The sequence below is a fragment of the Stenotrophomonas geniculata ATCC 19374 = JCM 13324 genome, from assembly GCF_001431625.1.
In the GTDB taxonomy this organism is placed as follows: Bacteria; Pseudomonadota; Gammaproteobacteria; order Xanthomonadales; family Xanthomonadaceae; genus Stenotrophomonas; species Stenotrophomonas geniculata.
In genome coordinates this window covers 1-16,611 of the sequence record NZ_LLXT01000128.1, presented here as the reverse complement: position 1 = coordinate 16,611, position 16,611 = coordinate 1, and the positions used below count along the sequence as shown (strand labels likewise).

Here is a 16,611-nt window from a genome sequence, read left to right as displayed (position 1 = left end):
GCCGGACCCCGGAGGGGGGTTCACGGCGTGTCCTGGCTGAGGCCCCCTGCCTCCCAAGCACAACAACGACTCGGCGCCAAACGCCTCAACCCCGCGCTTTACTCGGATTCACCAGATTCCCGAAGAAGATCGCGTTGATCAGCAGCCGGTCCGTCCCGTGCCAGTACTTGCGGTGCGCCGGATCATCGGCGAACAGCACCACGTTGCCCTGCCCCTGCGCCGACACCAGCAACCATGCACTGCCCGCCACCCGCGTACGGTTGCGCTCGGACAGGTAACCATTCACCCGCGGTGGCGTATCAATGCGCACCACCGTCGAGAACGGATTCGTGCTCGGCTGCAGCGTCACCGTGTTCTCCTTGTTGATCGCCAGCTGCCGGCGCGGCACGCCGAACGCCAGCGGATGGCTGGTATCAACATCGGCACTGAGGATGTTGCCGCTCACCCGCTCGATCGCGGCGATGTCGCGCTGGTCGCCGAACGCGCGGCGGCTTTCGTCAGCAGCGTCTTCTTCCTTGCCGAGCTTCTCGCCGTCGGCCAGCTTCTGTTCGATCGCCCACTTCGAGGCACTGCCGTAGGTCACCAGCGAACCACCGGCCTGCACCCAGCGCTTCAGTGCAGCCACTGCCGTGGCATCGACGCCCGTATAGGTACCGCCGGACAACACAATCGTGGTGTAGCGGTCCAGCGGCACCTTGCCCAGCTGCTGCGGGTCCAGCTTGCTGGCCGGCAGGTGCAGCTGCTGGTCGAGCAGGAACCAGGCCGAGCCGATCTCGGTGGCGGCCACGCCCTCGCCCATCACCAGTGCCACCGCTGGCTTGCGCAGCGCCTTGACGCCATCACTGCCGAGGTCGATGCCTTCGCGGCTGCGGCCGCTGGACAATGCATGTACGCGTACGCCGGCATCGCGTGCAGCAGCACTCACCGCATCCCGCAGCGCCGCGCCCTGCAGCGGTTGCCCGGCCACCGGAACAACGATGCTGCCAGCGGCGAAATCGGCCTCGCCCTGTGCAGTCGAAGCGGTAAATGGCTGGAACGTTGCGCGTGTGCTCAAACCTTTGGCCTGCAGCACCGCCAGCGCACGCCCGGCGTTGTAGTCGCGCCAGTCGATGACATAGGCGAAGCCGGCCTGGCCACCCAAGACCGCGCCCTGCTCCTCCGGCAGCGCGGCCACGCGGGCGCCACCTTCGATACGACTGCGGCTGCCGGCGAAGGCCACACCGTAGGCCGGTGCGATCGCATAGCTGGTGCTGCCGTAGAACACATCCCCCTTGATCGGCGGCGTTTCGGCAAAGATCGAATGCACCAGGCGGAACTGCGCCTGCTGCACCGGCACCACGTAGGCGCTGCCGGCATCGAAGCGCTGCCCATCGACAGTGACTGCACGATCCAGCGCGCGCACCTCGATGCGATGCAACAGCAACAGTTCCAGCAGGCGACGGGTCAGTGCCGGGTCATGCGCGTCGCCGAACACGAAGCTCTTCACCGGCCGCTGCGCAGCCTGCTTCAACGCGCTCTGGAAGAACTGCTTCTGCAGGTCGAACAGGCCGTTGCGTTCGGTCACCGCGCCGCGCACCGTGCCCAGACCGGTGGCGACCTGGTTGCGGATGGTGAACGGGAAGGTCAGCAGGCCATTCACCGATTCCTGCACGCGACCGCGCGAGCTGGCCTGCTCGACGGTAACGCCGACAGCGCCATGGAAGTCCGGGTAGGTGGAGCCGTACACCGGCGAAAAATTGTCGAAATTCTCGCCGGTGTAGTACAGCGAACCCAAGGCATCCAGCGCCTGCGCGTGGTACTTGGCCAGGGTCTTGTTGAATTCATACGATGCCGCCGGAATCAGCGGGCTGTGCATGCTCTTCGGCGAAGGCTCGAAGTAGTAGGTGCTGTCCTTGCCCATTTCGTGGAAGTCGATCTGCACGTTCGGGTACCACTGGTGGAACACTTCCACCTTCGGCCGCGAGTCCTGCTGGGTCAGGGCCAGCCAGTCGCGGTTGAGATCGGTGAAGTAGTGATTGGTGCGGCCCTGCGGAAACGGCTCGACGTGCTCCTTGTCGGCCGGGTCGGCCGAGGCCGGGTCAGAGGCCCAGGCGTTGTGCCAGTTGGCGGCACGATCACGGCCGTCCGGGTTCTGCGCCGGGTCGAACAGCACCACCGCCTGCTGCAGCCACTGCTGGGTTTCCGCGCTACGGTTGGCCACCAGGTAGTAAGCGGTCAGCATCGCCGCTTCGGCACTGGACGTCTCATTGCCGTGCACGCTGTAGCCCAGCCATACCACCACCGGGCTGTCACCGGCGGCGCTGCGCGGCTGCGCCGGATCGGCCAGGGTCGCGTGCTGCTGGCGGATCTGCTCCAGCCGCGCATGATTGCCTGCAGCAGTGACGGTGGCGATCAGCAGCGGGCGGCCCTCATAGCTGCGACCGATCTCGCGCACGCTGATTTTGTCGGAACGCTTCGCCAGTTCCTGGAAGTACGCCACCAGCTGGTCGTGCCGGGTGTAACGGCTGCCGATCGGGTAGCCGAGGAACTGCTCCGGCGTGGGCACCGCTGCATCGAACGCCGCTGCGTCGGTGACCTGCGGAAAGAAGTACGCGCTCTGTGCCTGCACCGGCTGCGGCGAGGACAGTGCGGTGGCGGCGGCAAGCAGCAACGGAAGAACGGCACGGCGATGCAAGGACACGGTGACTCCCCTGGAACACAACGGCAGACAGTCGCGCGGCCGGTCCCTTCAGGTGACCGGCCGCGGCGGATGGATCAGAAGCGGTAATCGAAGCCCAGCGTGAAGTAGCGGCCACGCAGGTCGTACTGGCTGAAGTCGTACGGCGCGCGGATGCCCGGGAACGAGGCGTCGTACGGCGGCGTCTTGTCGGCCAGGTTCTGGACTTTTGCGTACACGGTCAGCTTGTCGATGCCGGTGTAGGCCAGGTACAGGTCGTACTGGCTGTAGCTGCCGACGCGCTGCTGCACGGCCTTGGCGGCGGTGCTGGCTTCCTGGCGGTAGCTGCTGGTGTAGTACCAGGTCACGGCGGCGTTGAAATCACCGTACTTCCAGTCCAGCGTGGTGGTGGCCTTGTCCTTGGGCAGGGTCGCGCCCAGGTTGCTGCCGGCGTAATCCACCAGCGGGCCGCCGACCACGGTCGGGCGGCGGTAGTCGCGCACGTGGGTGTAGGCCGAGGACACGGTGAAGTCACCCAGTGCTGCGGTCGGGATGCGCTGGCGCAGCTCGACGTCGATGCCCGAGGTCTTCAGCTCGCTCAGGTTCTGGTAGCGGTTGTAGACCGCCTGCAGCTTGCCGCGTTCATCGCGCTGCACCGCGCCGGCCACGTTGTCGTTGACCAGGGTCTGGGTGTTGTTGGTGCCGACCAGGTTGTCCAGCTGGATGCGGTAGTAGTCCACGCTCAGGTTGGTGTTGGTCCACGGCGACAGCACCACGCCGAAGTTCACGCTCCTGGTGCGCTCGGGCTTCAGCGCGTTGTTGCCAACGGTGAAGAAGGTGGGGTTCTGCCGCGAGCCCGGCACGTCAGGATCACGCGGATCGACCACGCTGCCGTAGGCGATGCTGGTGCTGTTGGAGTTCTCCGACAGCGACGGCGCACGGAAGCCCTTCGAGGCCGATGCACGTACCAGCAGGAAGTCCAGCGGCTGCCAGCGCAGGCCGATCTTCGGCGAGAAGGCATCGCCGAAATCATCGTAATGGTCGGCACGCGCGGCGGCGGACAGCTCCAGCGTCGAGGCCAGCGGCACGTTCACTTCGGCATAGGCCGCACTGACCTGGCGCTTGCCGTGCACTTCGGCGATGGCCGGGCGCACCTGCAGGCCGGCATCGATCTGCCATGGGTTGTTGGAATCAAGCTTCTCGCGGCGCCACTCGGCACCGGCAGCGAAGCCGATCTCGCCGGCCCAAGTGTGGCCCAGGCTGCCGGAAATCTTTGCATCGATGCCCTGCAGCTTGGATTCGGCCGGACGCAGCGTGGCGATGTTGATCGAGTCGCGCACCGACTGCGGCGTCGCCGCCGGGTTGAGCAGGTTGTAGCTGCCCGTGGCCAGCGCATCGGCCAGCGCCCAGCGGTTGGCGAAGCCGCCGGACACGCTCTCGCGTTCGCTGCTGCGCGCACCGAATGCAGCCACTTCCCAGTCCCAGTTGGCGGTGGTGCCGCGCAGGCCGAACACGCCGCGATAGGCCGTGGATCGGTTGGTCTTGATGGTGCCGCCAAGGTCGAAGAACGTGTACTCGATCGGGATCGCACGGCCGTACGGGTTGTACGGATTGTTGGCCGGCAGCAACGACGACACCGGCTCGGCCAGGCCGCTGTTGGCGTTCAGTGCGAAGCGGCCGCTCTCCAGGGTGAAGAACGGGCTGCTGCCGAACCACGCGGCGCTCTTGATCTGGCTGTACAGCACTTCGCCGAAGGCCTCGACGTTGTCGTTCAGGCGGAAGGTGCCGTTGGCATAGGCCTGGTAACGCTTGGTCGAGGGGATCAGCGTGGTGAACGGCGCCTGGTTGAAGCCGCAGGTGTCACCGGACAGGCCATCAATCGGCGCGCTGGCAACGCGGGTGGTGCCGGCCGGGCAGTTGCCGTTGGCGTCGAGCATCGGTACCGACACGCCGTTGACCAGGTAGCGCGCCCCCTTGGCCGACCAGCCGTTCCAGCGGCCACCCGGCTTGTCGGTGTAGATGCCGCTCCTGGTCAGGTTGCGTTCGTCCTGGTCCAGGCGCTCACGGTTGTACCCCTGCAGGCTGAAGAGGATGTTGTAGCCATCGGTGTCGAGATCACCCAGGCCGCCGACGAACTTCAGGTTCTGCTCGTGCAGGCCGCCCTGGTCGGCACCGCCGAAGCTGCCGCCGATCTCGGCGCCTTCGAAGTTCTGCCGGGTGATGATGTTGACCACGCCGGCCACGGCATCGGAGCCGTACACCGCCGAGGCGCCGTCCTTGAGCACTTCGATGCGCTCGACGGCCACCAGCGGCAGCGCGTTGAGATCGACGAAGGTGTCGGACAGGCCGCCGGCCGGGAAGCCGTAGTTGGCCAGGCGGCGGCCGTTGAGCAGCACCAGCGTGTTCTTCTGCGACAGGCCGCGCAGGCCGATGCCGGCCGAGCCCGAGGCCCAACCGTTGTTGGTGGTTTCGTTGCTGGCGTTGCCGGTGTTGGCCGAGATCGAACGCAGCACATCGGCCACGGTGGCCTTGCCGGTCTGTTCCAGCTGCTGCCGGCCGATTACCTGCACCGGGTTGGAGGCCTCGGTGTCGGTACGCTTGATGTTGGAACCGGTGACGCGCACGGCGGCCAGGGTGCTGGCTTCGCCACTGGCATCGGCGGAGGTTTCGGCGGCGGCAGGCAAAGGCGCGGCCAGAGCGACGGCCAGGGCCGCCACGAGCAGGGTGTGCTTGGGCATGACGATGTGGGGAGGTGGTAAGGACGACGAAGTTCCGCAGTAGTCCATGCCTGGCCGGGGTCCGGCCAATAACATCTCTTCATACGGATATAAGAGAAACTATCATCTCTTCATCCGGATGGAAAGAGTTACTTCACGAAAGGCCAACATCCGCTCAGGATGGCCGGCCACCTGCGGCGTACAATCGCGCCATGGAAATCTTCAAAGTCTTCATGCTCGAGGCGGCGCACCGCCTCCCCAACGTGCCGCCGGGGCACAAGTGCGCGCGCCTGCACGGCCACTCGTTCCGGGTGGAACTGAAGGTCGAGGGCGAGCCGGGTGCGCAGACCGGCTGGATCATGGACTTCGGCGACGTGAAGGCGGCCTTCCAGCCGATCTACGACCGCCTGGACCATCACTACCTCAATGACATCCCCGGCCTGGAGAATCCGACCAGCGAAAACCTGGCGGTGTGGATCTGGAACGAGCTCAAGCCCAGCCTGCCAGCGCTGAGCGAGATCACCGTGCACGAAACCTGCACGTCGGGCTGCCGCTACCGCGGCCCCGAGACCTGATCAACCCATTGATCTGAAAGGTTTTTCAAAGGCGCCTTGGGCGCCTTTGTTATTTTTGTTGCAATGCGGCATCAAGGGCGTATGCTGCAATGCATCAAGCCACTTCCTGATGCCCCATGGCCGCCGCCTTCAGCGATCGCTTCAGTGATGCCACCCGCCAGCTCGCCGCCGCGGCAACGCGCGCGAACCGGTTGGCGTTGGAGAACGCGGAAAGCATGTTCGGCGTGCAGCTGAAGGTGATGGAGCGCAACCTGACCGCGACCAGCGGTTGGCTGGGCGAACTGGCCCGCAGTGAAGACGCGGCCGGTACGCTCTCCAAGGGCGCGCAACTGTGGCAGGACAACCTGCAGCGGCTGGGTCAGGCCCAGCAGGACATGGTCGGGCTCGGCCTGCAGGCCAGCAAGGCCTGGTCCGAACTGGCACAGGGCTACAACGAATCAACGGCGGACGCGAACAACCACTGACGCGACGCAACGCTCATTGCGTGGGTCCCTCCCCCCACGCAATCCGGACCCGGCAGATCCCTCCCTCTGCCGGGTCTTTTTTTGCCTGGCGTCCGGATTGCAGAGCACTTCTTCGTCTCACTTTTCTGCGAACTGATTGGCCCCGCCGGGACAGGCAGGGGCCTGGGCAAATGTCCCCGGCGCCGGCCGTTGGCCGTCACCTCCTCCTTTACTTTGCCCAAACCCCTGCCCGCCCCGACGAGGCTCGGCGTGCGGTGAGGAGAGCGCAGCGCGCGCGGCAGCCTTTCAAGGAGGCGCCGACGAACTCCGAACGCAGGGCGGAGGCCCTTGCGTACGAAGTAAAGGGGGAGGTGACGGCCAACGGCCGGCGCCGGAGGACATTCGTACGCAAGGGTCTCCGCCCTGCGCCACGCAGAACGAATCCGCCACACGCCACGCAGAACACACCGCAAAGGAACCTCAGCGCCCGCGACCACCGTGCCAGTGCTGGTGCCACGCCTGGAACATCAGCACGTTCCACAGGTGCGTGTGCCACTTGCGCTCGCCGCGCAGGAACGCTTCCCAGATACCGCGCACGCGCGCCGCATCGAAGCAGCCCTGGTTGCGCAGCAGCTGCGGATCCAGCAGCGCCTCCGCCCAATCGCGCAGCGGGCCTGCCAACCAACGTGCCATCGGCGGACCGAAACCGCGCTTGGGGCGGTACACCAGCGGCTCGGGCAGGTAGCGTGCCAGCAGGTGCTTGAGTATCCGCTTGTGCTCGCCGTCGTGGTACTTCAGATGCTGCGGCAGGCGCCAGGCCAAGCGCACCACCTCCATGTCCAGCAGCGGCGCACGCGTTTCAACGCCCGCTGCCATGCCGGCACGATCGACCTTGGCGAGAATGCCCTCGGCCAGGTCCATGCGGAAATCCAGCAGCTGGATACGCGCCTCGGCCGGCAGCGCAGTGTCCTGCTGCTGGAAGATCGTGATCGGTTCGCGCGCGCCCAGCACCACCTGCGCCGGCTGGCGCCAGCGGGTGACCCGCTGCAGGTAATGCCCTTCCACATCGTTGGCAGCGACCTCGGCCACCAGCGCACGCCAACCGCCGAGGCGGCCACGCTCCACGTTCATGCGGTTGCCGCTGCGCCGTGCCAGGTCGCGCACCCAGTCCGGCAGGCCACCGCACAGGCGTGCATTGCGCAGCGCGCGGCCATAGCTCGGGTGACCGAAGAACAGCTCATCGCCGCCGTCACCGGTCAGCGCCACCGGCTTGCGCGCACCCAGCAGTTCACTGGCCAGCAGGGTCGGCAGCTGCGAGGCATCAGCGAACGGCTCGCACCAGACCTGCGGCAGCCGCTGCAGCAGGTCCAGGCCCTGCCGCGCATCCATCCGGTGCAGATGATGCTGCACGCCCAGATGGCGCGCGACCTGCGAGGCCCAATCGCTTTCGTCATGGCCGGGATCGTCGAAACCGACCGTCCACGCCTCGATCGGCAAGGTCGATTGGGCCTGCATCATCGCGGTCACCAGCGACGAGTCGGTGCCGCCGGACAGGAACGCGCCACACGCCAATGGCGAATGCATGCGTGCGGCAATGGCCTTCTGCAGTACGGCTTCCAGCTGGTCGGTGGCCTGTTCCAGGCTCGGCGTCGGCTGCAGGGGCTCCTGCAGCGCACGCTGCATCGCATCGCGTGCACACCAGTAGCGCGTCCCCCCTTCCGTCGCCTGGCTGGAACCGCCGGCAGCGTGGTCATCCAGATCGACGCGCAGCACCGCGCCGGCCACCAGCTTGTGGATGCCCCGGTAGATGGTGTGCGGCGCCGGCACATAGTCGTGGCGCAGCAGCAGGCTCAGCGCATCCTGGTCGATGCTCGGCGCGAAGCCGGCGAAGGCCTGCAGCGCCTTCATTTCCGAGGCGAACAGGAACTGGCCCTGGAACCAGCCGTAGTACAGCGGCCGCTCACCAACCGGATCACGCGCCAGCCACAACGCGCGCGACTCACGGTCCCATACGCTGAAACCGAAGGCGCCTTCGACACGCGACAGCGCGCGCTCCACGCCCCATTCAACGATCGCCTGCAGCAGCAGCCGGGCATCACTGCAGCTGCGCGGCAGATCGCGCAGCTGCGCCTGCAGGTCGCCACGGTTGTACAGCCGGCCGTCCAGGCACAGCACGTAACGGCCGCAGTCCGAGCTCAGCGGCTGCAACGGCGTATCGGTGGGTGCCCGGCAGTGGCCCAGCGCGAGGCCGGCCTCGGCGTCGGTCCAGTAGCCGATGCGGCCCCGGCCGCGCTGCTGCAGGGCGCGCAGCATCGGCGCCAGCTGCTGCAGCAGCTGTTCGTCCTCGGCGGGGGGCAGCCAGGCGCCGACCACGCCGCTCATCGGGCACCTCCGCAGCGGCAGCGGCGGGACGGGTTCAGCAGGCAGGGGGCGGCGGGCGACATGGGAACGGCACGCGGAGCGGAGGAGACTCCATGCTCGGCGCCGCACCTGCCCCGCGTCAGTCGCTTTGCTGTCAGCGATGGTCACCAGACGTATCACGAAGGTAACGTTTTGTAACGGCAACAAGCTATGCTGGACGCCAAGTTGTTGCCAGGCCTGAGGCCCGGCCCGCGCGCCAGCAACCCCGGCTGAATGGCGCCCGCCCCCTGGACCCGGGTGGCCCGAAGGCTGGGATAGCATCGCCGCGCTCGTGCCGTGGCGGTACGTATGCGCCACGGAGGCCTTGAAAATGCTGGATATCGTACTGGTCGAAGACGATGCCCGCCTGGGTACGATGGTCAGCGACTATCTGCAGCGGCATGGCTACCAGGTGGCCCATGAGCGCAGTGGTGAGCGCGCGGTGGCCCGGATCCTGGCCGAGAAGCCGGCCCTGGTCCTGCTCGATGTCGGCCTGCCCGACCAGGATGGTTTCGAAGTGTGTCGGCAGATTCGGCCCCACTATGACGGCATCATCTGTGTGCTGACCGCCCGCACCGACAACATCGACCAGGTGCTGGGACTGGAGCTGGGGGCCGACGATTACATCGGCAAACCCATCGAACCGCGGGTGCTGCTGGCCCGCCTGCGTGCGCACCTGCGCCGCCATCGCCGGGTCGAACCGCGCGACGGCAGCCTGCGCTTCGGCGAGCTGAACATCGACCCGTCCACCCGCAATGTGCACCTGCAGGGCGGCCTGTTGGAGCTGACCACGGCCGAGTTCGACCTGCTGTTCCTGCTGGCCAGCAACGCCGGCCAGATCCTGGACCGCGATGCACTGCTGCGCGGCCTGCGTGGCATCGCCTTTGATGGCCTGGACCGTTCGATCGATGCACGCATCTCGCGCCTGCGCCGCAAGCTGGGCGACAACCCTGAACAACCGGAGCGGATCAAGACCGTGCGCGGACGCGGCTACCTGTTCAGCCGCTCGGCATGGGGATGAAGCGCACGCCTTCGGCGATGCGCGGCCACGCCTTCCACTTCCTGCGCTACGGCATCGGCTTCCTGGTCGCCCACCTGCTGCTGATCGTGCTGGGCCTGTGGGCCTGGGATGCACTGCTGGAAGACCGCACCGAAGCCAGCCTGCTGGCCGAGATGCGTGGCACCCATGCGCTGCTGCAGCAACGCTTCGCGGAAACACCGCGCGAGCAATGGCCGGCGCTGGCACGCGGGCTCGACGCCGACTTCGCCTATGCCCTGCGGATGGTGCCGCTGGCCGAGGCGGAAAAAGAGCTGTCGGCCAGCCAGCGACCGCCGCTCAACAACGGCCGGGTGCAGATCGACCTCGAACACATGCGCAGCCTGCAGCGGATCGGTGACAGCGACTATGCCGTGATGCTCGGGCCACTGGACGAAGCACTGCCCGATGAGGGGTGGCAGGACAGCGAAGTGTCCGGCGTGGCGATCCTGCTGCTGATCCTGATGGTGGCCGTGGCGCTGCCGATGTACGTGATGGTCTACCGCCTGTGGCGCGACGTCTCGCAGCTGGCCCAGGCCGCCCGGCAGATGCGCGACGGCCAGCTGGACACGCGCGCGCCACGCGCCGGCACCGCGCTGGTGCGGCCGCTGGCCAATGCCTTCAATCACATGGCCGAGCAGCTGCAGCAGCTGCTGGAAAGCCAGCGCGTGCTGGCCCAGGCGGTGGCACACGAGGTCCGCACGCCGCTGGCACGGATGCGCTTCGGCCTGGCCGACCTGGAGGACACTGCGCTGGACGAGATACAGCGCGATGCGCTGGGCGGCCTGCGCACCGATGTCGATCGGCTGCAGCACCTCACCGACGCCGGCGTCGAGTACGCCGCACTCGGTCGCTGTCACCAGCTGACCCGCCAGCGCCTGCAGCTGGCGGCACTGGTGCGCGGCGTGGTGGCCCAGTTCGCGCCGCTGCCGATGCCCGTGCAGCAGGCGCTGTCGCCGGCAGGGCTGGTCAACGTCAACCGGCACATGCTGGAACTGGCGTTGCGCAACCTGCTCGGCAATGCCCTGCGCTACGCGCGGCGGCAGATCCGCATCGCCAGCACCGTCAACGATGGCTGGCTGTGCCTGCAGGTGGAGGACGACGGCCCAGGCATCGCGCCCGAACTGCGCGGCCAGGTGCTGCAACCCTATGTGCGGCTGGATCCGGGCAGCCCCGGTTTCGGCCTCGGCCTGGCGCTGGTGCAGGTGGTGGCCGACAAGCATGGCGGCCACGTTGAAGTGATCGACTCCGAACTGGGCGGTGCCTGTATCCGCCTGCACCTGCCACTGGAAAGCGGCGGTGCCGTGGAGGGCGAGACGACCTGCTAGACCGCCGGTTCCGCGCGCGGCAAGGCAAACACAAACAGCGCACCCCGCTCGCTGTCGCGCAGTTCGATCCGGCGCCCATGCAGCTGCACGATGCGCTGCACGATCAGCAGGCCGAGGCCACCGTTGTCACCGCGTCGTGCGCCCAGCGCGGCCGGCGCCTGGAACAGCTGCGCACGCAGCGCGGGGGCTACGCCGGGGCCGTCGTCGGCAACACTCACCTCCACGCTGTCCGGCGTCGCGCGCAGGCACACCTCGATCCGGCCACCCTCCGGCGCATGCCGCAACGCGTTGTCGAGCAGGTTGGTCAGCACCCGCTCGACCAGGCCCAGATCGGCACGCACCAGCGGCAGGCCCGGCGGGAACCCGGCGTGCAGGCGCTGGTTGCGCGCCTGCGCGGCCAGCTCGAACTTCTGCAGTACGTCCTGCAGCAGTTCCGGCAGCGCGAACACTTCCCACTCCAGGCGCACTTCGCCATGTTCCAGCCGCGCCAGCTCGAACAGCGCACGTGCCAGCCGGCCAACCTTGGCACTCTGCGCCAGCGCGATACCGAGGTAGCGGCGGCGCTCATCCGGCGACAGCGTGGCGTCCTTCAATGCCAGCGTTTCCAGATAGCCGTGCAGTGACGACAACGGCGTACGCAGGTCATGGGAGATGTTGGCGACCAGCTCGCGGCGCTGCAGGTCCTGCTGGCGCAGCTGCTGCCATTGCTCTCCCAGCCGCTGCGCCATCTGTGCGTGCGCGTGCTCCAGGATCACCAGTTCGTCGCGCTCGCCGGGGCGCAGCGGCTCCGGCGGCGGCAATGGCGTGGGTGCGTCGATGTCGAACGCCTGGATGCGCCGGGTCAGCCGTCGCAGCGGGCGGGTCACCCAGTAGAACGCCACCAGCCCGGCCAGCAGGCCCAGGCTGCCGACCAGCACCACCGACCACCAGGTGGTGTTCCACTGGCTGCCGGCGGCAAGATCGTCGGCCAGCATCTGCCGGTGCTCGCCGACCAGCACTACGTACACGTAGCCGGCCTGCCGGCCCTGCACGATCAGCGGTGCTGCACTGAACACCTTGCGCCCATCCGCACTGCGCGGGTCATCGCCCAGGATCGGCAACGGCGCACCGGCCAACAGGCGGCGCAGTGGCGCCACGTCCACCCGGTTGCGCACCAGGTGCCCACTGGGCGCATCGTGGCCGAGGATGCGGCCCTGGTCGTCCAGCAGGTAGACCTCGACGCTGGGGTTGACCGCCATCAACTGGCCGAACAGCGCGCGCACCGCGGCGTCGCGCATGCCGCTGGTATCCATCAGCTCGCTGCGCTGGGCGATGTGCTCGGCCAGGCCCAGCGACAGCCGCTGCACCACCTCCTGCTCGTGGCGGGTGTTGGCACGCATCTGCAGTGCCAGCAGCGCCATGCAGCACATCAGCATCAGCGCGGCGATCACCGCTGCCAGCTTCTGCCACAGGTTCGGCTTGATCATGCCGCCGCCCCGGCCGGGTCGACCAGCTTGTAGCCGCGCCCCCACACCGTCAGCAGCCGCCGCGGATTGGCCGGATCGGGCTCGATCTTGCTGCGCAGTCGGTTGATGTGGGTATTGACCGTGTGTTCGTAGCCATCGTGCTGGTAGCCCCAGACCTGGTTGAGCAGTTCCATGCGTGCGAACACCTGGTCTGGATGGCGGGCGAAGAACAGCAGCAGGTCGAACTCGCGCGGGGTCAGCTCCAGCGCGTTGCCGTCCACCGAGGCGGTGCGTGCAACCGGGTCCAGCTGCAGCCCACCCAGCTCGATCGCGCCGGCATCGATGCGTGCGCTCTGCGCCATCGCCTCGGCGCGGCGCAGCAATGCGCGCACCCGTGCCACCAGTTCCGGCATCGAGAAGGGCTTGGCCAGGTAGTCGTCCGCGCCCAGTTCCAGGCCAACGATGCGCTGCGTTTCGCTGCCGCGCGCGCTGATGATGATGATCGGCACATAGCGCGCCATCGCGCGTGCACGCTGGCAGACCTGTAGGCCGTCCACGCCGGGCAGCATCACGTCCAGCACCAGCGCATCCCACGGACCATCCTGCTCAAGCAGGCGCAGGCCGGCATCGCCACTGGCGGCATGGGCGACGTCGTAACCCTCATCGCCCAGATGCATGCGCAGCAGGTCGGCGATGTGGGCATCGTCTTCAACGATCAGCACGCGTTTGGTCGACATCGGCAGCTCGGGGCCAGTGGGGAGGCTGGCTGCATTGTGGCGCGGGACGGCCGCCGATACCTCACGAAAAATTGAATCCTGCGTGAGGATTCGTTGACCCGGGCGGGCGCAGCATGGCCCCGTCGCCCCTTCCCGGAGTACGCCATGTCCCTGTCCCGCCGCCATCTGCTGGGCCTGGGCGGTGTTGCCACCGCCGCCGGCCTGTTCGGCCTGGGGGCCTGCAGCCGCGCCGCCCCGGCGGCCGCCGAAGCGCGCCCGTCGCGACAGTTCGAGGTCATGCACAGCGATGCACAGTGGCGCCGGCAGCTGACCCCGGCGCAGTACGCCGTACTGCGCCAGCAGGCCACCGAGCGCCCCTACAGCAGCCCGCTCAACAAGGAACACCGCCAGGGCACCTTCGCCTGCGCCGGTTGTGCGCTGCCGCTGTTCTCCTCGTCCACCAAGTTCGAGAGCGGCACCGGCTGGCCCAGCTTCTGGGCGCCGCTGCACAACGCCATCGGCGAAGACCGGGACGTCACCTTCGGGATGCTGCGGGTGGAGGTGCACTGCCGCCGCTGTGGCGGCCACCTCGGCCATGTGTTCAACGATGGTCCGCGCCCGACCGGGCTGCGCTACTGCATGAACGGTGCGGCGATGGTGTTCGTTCCCGGCGCCACGGATGGCACCGCCGACGGCTGGCGGGTGCCGGTCGGTTCTTCCCCTGCTTCCGGAGCCTGACGATGCTGCTGTTGCTGCTTGCCTACCTCGGGGGCGCGCTGACCCTGCTCAGCCCCTGCATCCTGCCGGTGCTGCCGTTCGTGTTCGCGCGTGCCGACCGCCCGTTCCTGCGCAGCACGCTGCCGTTGCTGCTGGGCATGGCACTGACCTTCACCGTGGTCGCCAGCCTCGCCGCCGTGGGCAGCCAATGGGTGGCGCAGGCCAACCAGGTTGGACGCTGGATCGCCCTGCTGCTGATGGCGTTGTTCGCAGTCGCCCTGCTGTGGCCACGACTGGCCGACCATCTGCTGGCACCGTTCCAGCGGGTGGGCGCACGGCTGAGCGCGCGCGCCGATGCGGCCGATGCCGCCGGGCGTGGCGGCGCGTGGACCTCGCTGCTGATCGGCATCGCCACTGGCCTGCTGTGGGCACCGTGCGCCGGGCCGATCCTCGGTCTGGTGCTGACCGGCGCCGCCCTGCACGGTGCCAGCGTCGGCACCAGCACCCTGCTGCTGGCGTATGCGCTGGGCGCGATCACCGCGCTGGCACTGGCGGTGTGGGTGGGCGGTCGTGTGTTCCGTGCGCTGCAGGCGCGGCTTGGCCTCGGCGACGCACTACGCAAGGTGCTGGGCGTAGCCGCGCTGCTGGCGGTGGTGGCGATCGGCATGGGCTGGGACACCGGCCTGCTCACCCGTCTTTCGACGGTCAGCACCGCACGCATCGAGCAGGGCCTGCTGGATGCGGTACCCGGCGCGCAGCCGGCGGCACCGCCGATGATGATGATGGCCGGTGCCAACGCCGCAGCCGATGCACCGCTGCCGGTGGAAGGCACCCTGCCCGCGCTGGACGGCGCCACCGGCTGGCTCAACAGCCCACCGCTGACGGCCCAGCAGCTGCGCGGCAAGGTGGTACTGGTCGATTTCTGGACGTACTCCTGCATCAACTGCCTGCGCGCGATGCCGTTCGTGCACGAATGGGAACGCCGCTACCGTGACCACGGCCTGGTGGTGGTCGGCGTGCACACGCCGGAGTTCGCCTTCGAACGTGACCCGCGCAATGTGATGAAGGCCGTGCAGCAACTCAAGGTCGAGTACCCGGTAGCGCTCGACAACCAGTACACGATCTGGCGTGCGTTCAACAACCGCTACTGGCCGGCGCAGTACTTCGTCGACGCGCAGGGCAACATCCGCGGCCACCAGTTCGGCGAAGGCAACTACGCGCGCTCGGAACAGATGATCCGTCGACTGCTGACCGAAGCCGGACAGACGAATCTGCCACCACCGGCCGATCCCGCTGCCGCCGACCTGAAGGGCGTGGCCGCGCAGGCCGACATGGGCAATCTGCGCTCACCGGAAACCTATCTGGGCCACGCCCGCGCCGAGCAGTTCGCCTCGCCCGGCGGGCAGCGCAACGATGCGGCATTCGACTACACCTTGCCGGCCACCCTGGCGTTGAACCAGTGGGGACTGTCGGGGCGCTGGACCGTCACCGACGAGGCTGCGCAGTTGCAGCAGGCCGGTGGCCGCATCGCCTTCCAGTTCCATGCGCGCGACCTGCACCTGGTGCTGGCGCCGACCCAGGAAGGAAAGCCGGTGCGCTTCCGCGTGTTGTTGGACGGCAAGCCACTGCCTGCCGCCGATGCCGGCAGCGATGTCGGTGCCGATGGCAGCGGTGTGGTCAACGAGCACCGTCTGTACCAGCTGGTGCGCCAACGCGGCACGGTCGGCCCGCACCGCTTCGAGATCGAGTTCCTCGACGCGGGCGTGCAGGCCTATGCCTTCACCTTCGGTTGAACCGGGAGGACACGATGAAACTCTCCTTTGAACAGGGCATCGCCGCCGGTGTTGCAGGTCTGGTGGCCACGGCATTGATCGCCGGTGTGCTACTCGTTGACCACGGCGCCATCGCGGCACCGCTCGAAGCCAGCGCGCAGACCCAGGCACTACCGGCACCCACGGGCGACGCCGCGTTCCGCGATGACGCCCCCCACGCCAGCGTGGTGTTCGCCGGTGGTTGCTTCTGGGGCGTGCAGGGTGTGTTCCAGCACGTCAAAGGCGTGAGCAATGCGGTGTCCGGCTACATCGGTGGCAGCGGCGCCGATGCACGCTACGAGCGCGTCAGTAGCGGACGTACCGGTCACGCAGAAGCGGTGAAAATCGACTACGACCCGCGCCAGGTCAGCTACGGGCAGCTGATGCAGGTGTTCTTCTCGGTAGTGCACGACCCGACCCAGCTCAACCGCCAGGGGCCGGACCACGGCAGCCAGTACCGATCGGCGATTTTCACTGACGACGCACGCCAGCAGGCTGCCAGCCGCGCCTACATTGCCCAGCTCGGCCAGACCGGCAGCTACCGTGCGCCGATCGTCACCCAGCTGGTCAGCGGCCAGCACTTCTACCCGGCCGAGAGCTACCACCAGAACTACATGACGAACTACCCGCAGGCGGCCTACATCCGCTACTACGACGCACCGAAGCTGGCCGCGCTGGGCAAGCAGTTCCCGGCGTTGTACCGGCGCGATGCGGCGCTGGTGCCGATGCGCTGACGGCATTTCCCCTAGGGCTGATCGATGCTCGGC

General features: G+C 67.8%; 12 protein-coding genes. 7 read left to right on the top strand and 5 right to left on the bottom strand.

The window, feature by feature from the left end; all coding sequences use genetic code 11:
- Nucleotides 1-85 precede the first annotated feature (85 nt).
- Together ARC63_RS16175 and ARC63_RS16170 are read right to left on the bottom strand one after the other, a co-directional pair.
- Nucleotides 86-2,680 (bottom strand): M14 family zinc carboxypeptidase, encoded by a 2,595-nt coding sequence (locus tag ARC63_RS16175; protein WP_057503812.1) that lies wholly within the window; start codon nucleotides 2,678-2,680, stop codon nucleotides 86-88.
- Nucleotides 2,681-2,754: 74 nt separating this feature from the next.
- Nucleotides 2,755-5,394: a TonB-dependent receptor gene (locus ARC63_RS16170; protein WP_057503811.1), complete on the bottom strand. Its 2,640-nt coding sequence runs from the start codon at nucleotides 5,392-5,394 to the stop codon at nucleotides 2,755-2,757.
- 191 nt (nucleotides 5,395-5,585) lie between these two features.
- On the opposite strand from ARC63_RS16170, the gene queD reads away from it, so the two are divergent.
- Both queD and ARC63_RS16160 read left to right on the top strand, forming a co-directional pair.
- On the top strand, nucleotides 5,586-5,948 hold the full coding sequence (gene queD / locus ARC63_RS16165; RefSeq protein ID WP_057503810.1) for a 6-carboxytetrahydropterin synthase QueD: 363 nt from the start codon (nucleotides 5,586-5,588) through the stop codon (nucleotides 5,946-5,948).
- Between the two features lie 116 nt (nucleotides 5,949-6,064).
- Nucleotides 6,065-6,412: a phasin family protein gene (locus tag ARC63_RS16160; RefSeq protein WP_019338007.1), complete on the top strand. Its 348-nt coding sequence runs from the start codon at nucleotides 6,065-6,067 to the stop codon at nucleotides 6,410-6,412.
- A gap of 459 nt (nucleotides 6,413-6,871) precedes the next feature.
- Here the strand turns inward: ARC63_RS16160 and asnB are convergent, their stop codons facing one another.
- Nucleotides 6,872-8,773, bottom strand: coding sequence for an asparagine synthase (glutamine-hydrolyzing) (gene asnB / locus ARC63_RS16155; protein ID WP_043398825.1), 1,902 nt, complete (start codon nucleotides 8,771-8,773; stop codon nucleotides 6,872-6,874).
- A 349-nt stretch (nucleotides 8,774-9,122) separates the two neighbouring features.
- Between asnB and ARC63_RS16150 the strand changes: the two genes are divergently transcribed.
- Both ARC63_RS16150 and ARC63_RS16145 read left to right on the top strand, forming a co-directional pair.
- Nucleotides 9,123-9,812: a winged helix-turn-helix domain-containing protein gene (locus tag ARC63_RS16150; RefSeq protein WP_010484092.1), complete on the top strand. Its 690-nt coding sequence runs from the start codon at nucleotides 9,123-9,125 to the stop codon at nucleotides 9,810-9,812.
- Nucleotides 9,809-11,155, top strand: coding sequence for an ATP-binding protein (locus ARC63_RS16145; protein WP_049480787.1), 1,347 nt, complete (start codon nucleotides 9,809-9,811; stop codon nucleotides 11,153-11,155). The genes ARC63_RS16150 and ARC63_RS16145 overlap by 4 nt, the downstream gene beginning before the upstream one ends.
- On the opposite strand, the gene ARC63_RS16140 is transcribed toward ARC63_RS16145, so the two are convergent.
- Together ARC63_RS16140 and ARC63_RS16135 are read right to left on the bottom strand one after the other, a co-directional pair.
- Nucleotides 11,152-12,621, bottom strand: coding sequence for a sensor histidine kinase (locus ARC63_RS16140; RefSeq protein ID WP_019338004.1), 1,470 nt, complete (start codon nucleotides 12,619-12,621; stop codon nucleotides 11,152-11,154). The two genes, ARC63_RS16145 and ARC63_RS16140, sit on opposite strands and share 4 nt — an antisense overlap.
- Nucleotides 12,618-13,337: a response regulator transcription factor gene (locus ARC63_RS16135; RefSeq protein WP_014035866.1), complete on the bottom strand. Its 720-nt coding sequence runs from the start codon at nucleotides 13,335-13,337 to the stop codon at nucleotides 12,618-12,620. Before ARC63_RS16135 ends, ARC63_RS16140 begins: the two co-directional genes overlap by 4 nt.
- 144 nt (nucleotides 13,338-13,481) lie before the next feature.
- Here ARC63_RS16135 and msrB point away from each other — a divergent pair, with 144 nt between their 5' ends.
- The 3 genes from msrB to msrA are packed head-to-tail and all read left to right on the top strand — an operon-like array spanning nucleotide 13,482 to nucleotide 16,578.
- Complete coding sequence (msrB, locus tag ARC63_RS16130; RefSeq protein WP_057503809.1) at nucleotides 13,482-14,054, top strand: peptide-methionine (R)-S-oxide reductase MsrB; 573 nt, start codon at nucleotides 13,482-13,484, stop codon at nucleotides 14,052-14,054.
- Nucleotides 14,055-14,056: 2 nt separating this feature from the next.
- Entirely contained in the window at nucleotides 14,057-15,826 is a 1,770-nt protein-coding gene (locus ARC63_RS16125) for a cytochrome c biogenesis protein DipZ (protein ID WP_049480792.1), read from the top strand.
- A gap of 14 nt (nucleotides 15,827-15,840) precedes the next feature.
- The gene (msrA, locus tag ARC63_RS16120; protein ID WP_010484097.1) at nucleotides 15,841-16,578 is read left to right on the top strand and encodes a peptide-methionine (S)-S-oxide reductase MsrA; all 738 of its coding nucleotides are present in this window, start codon (nucleotides 15,841-15,843) and stop codon (nucleotides 16,576-16,578) included.
- The last annotated feature ends 33 nt before the right edge of the window (nucleotides 16,579-16,611 follow it).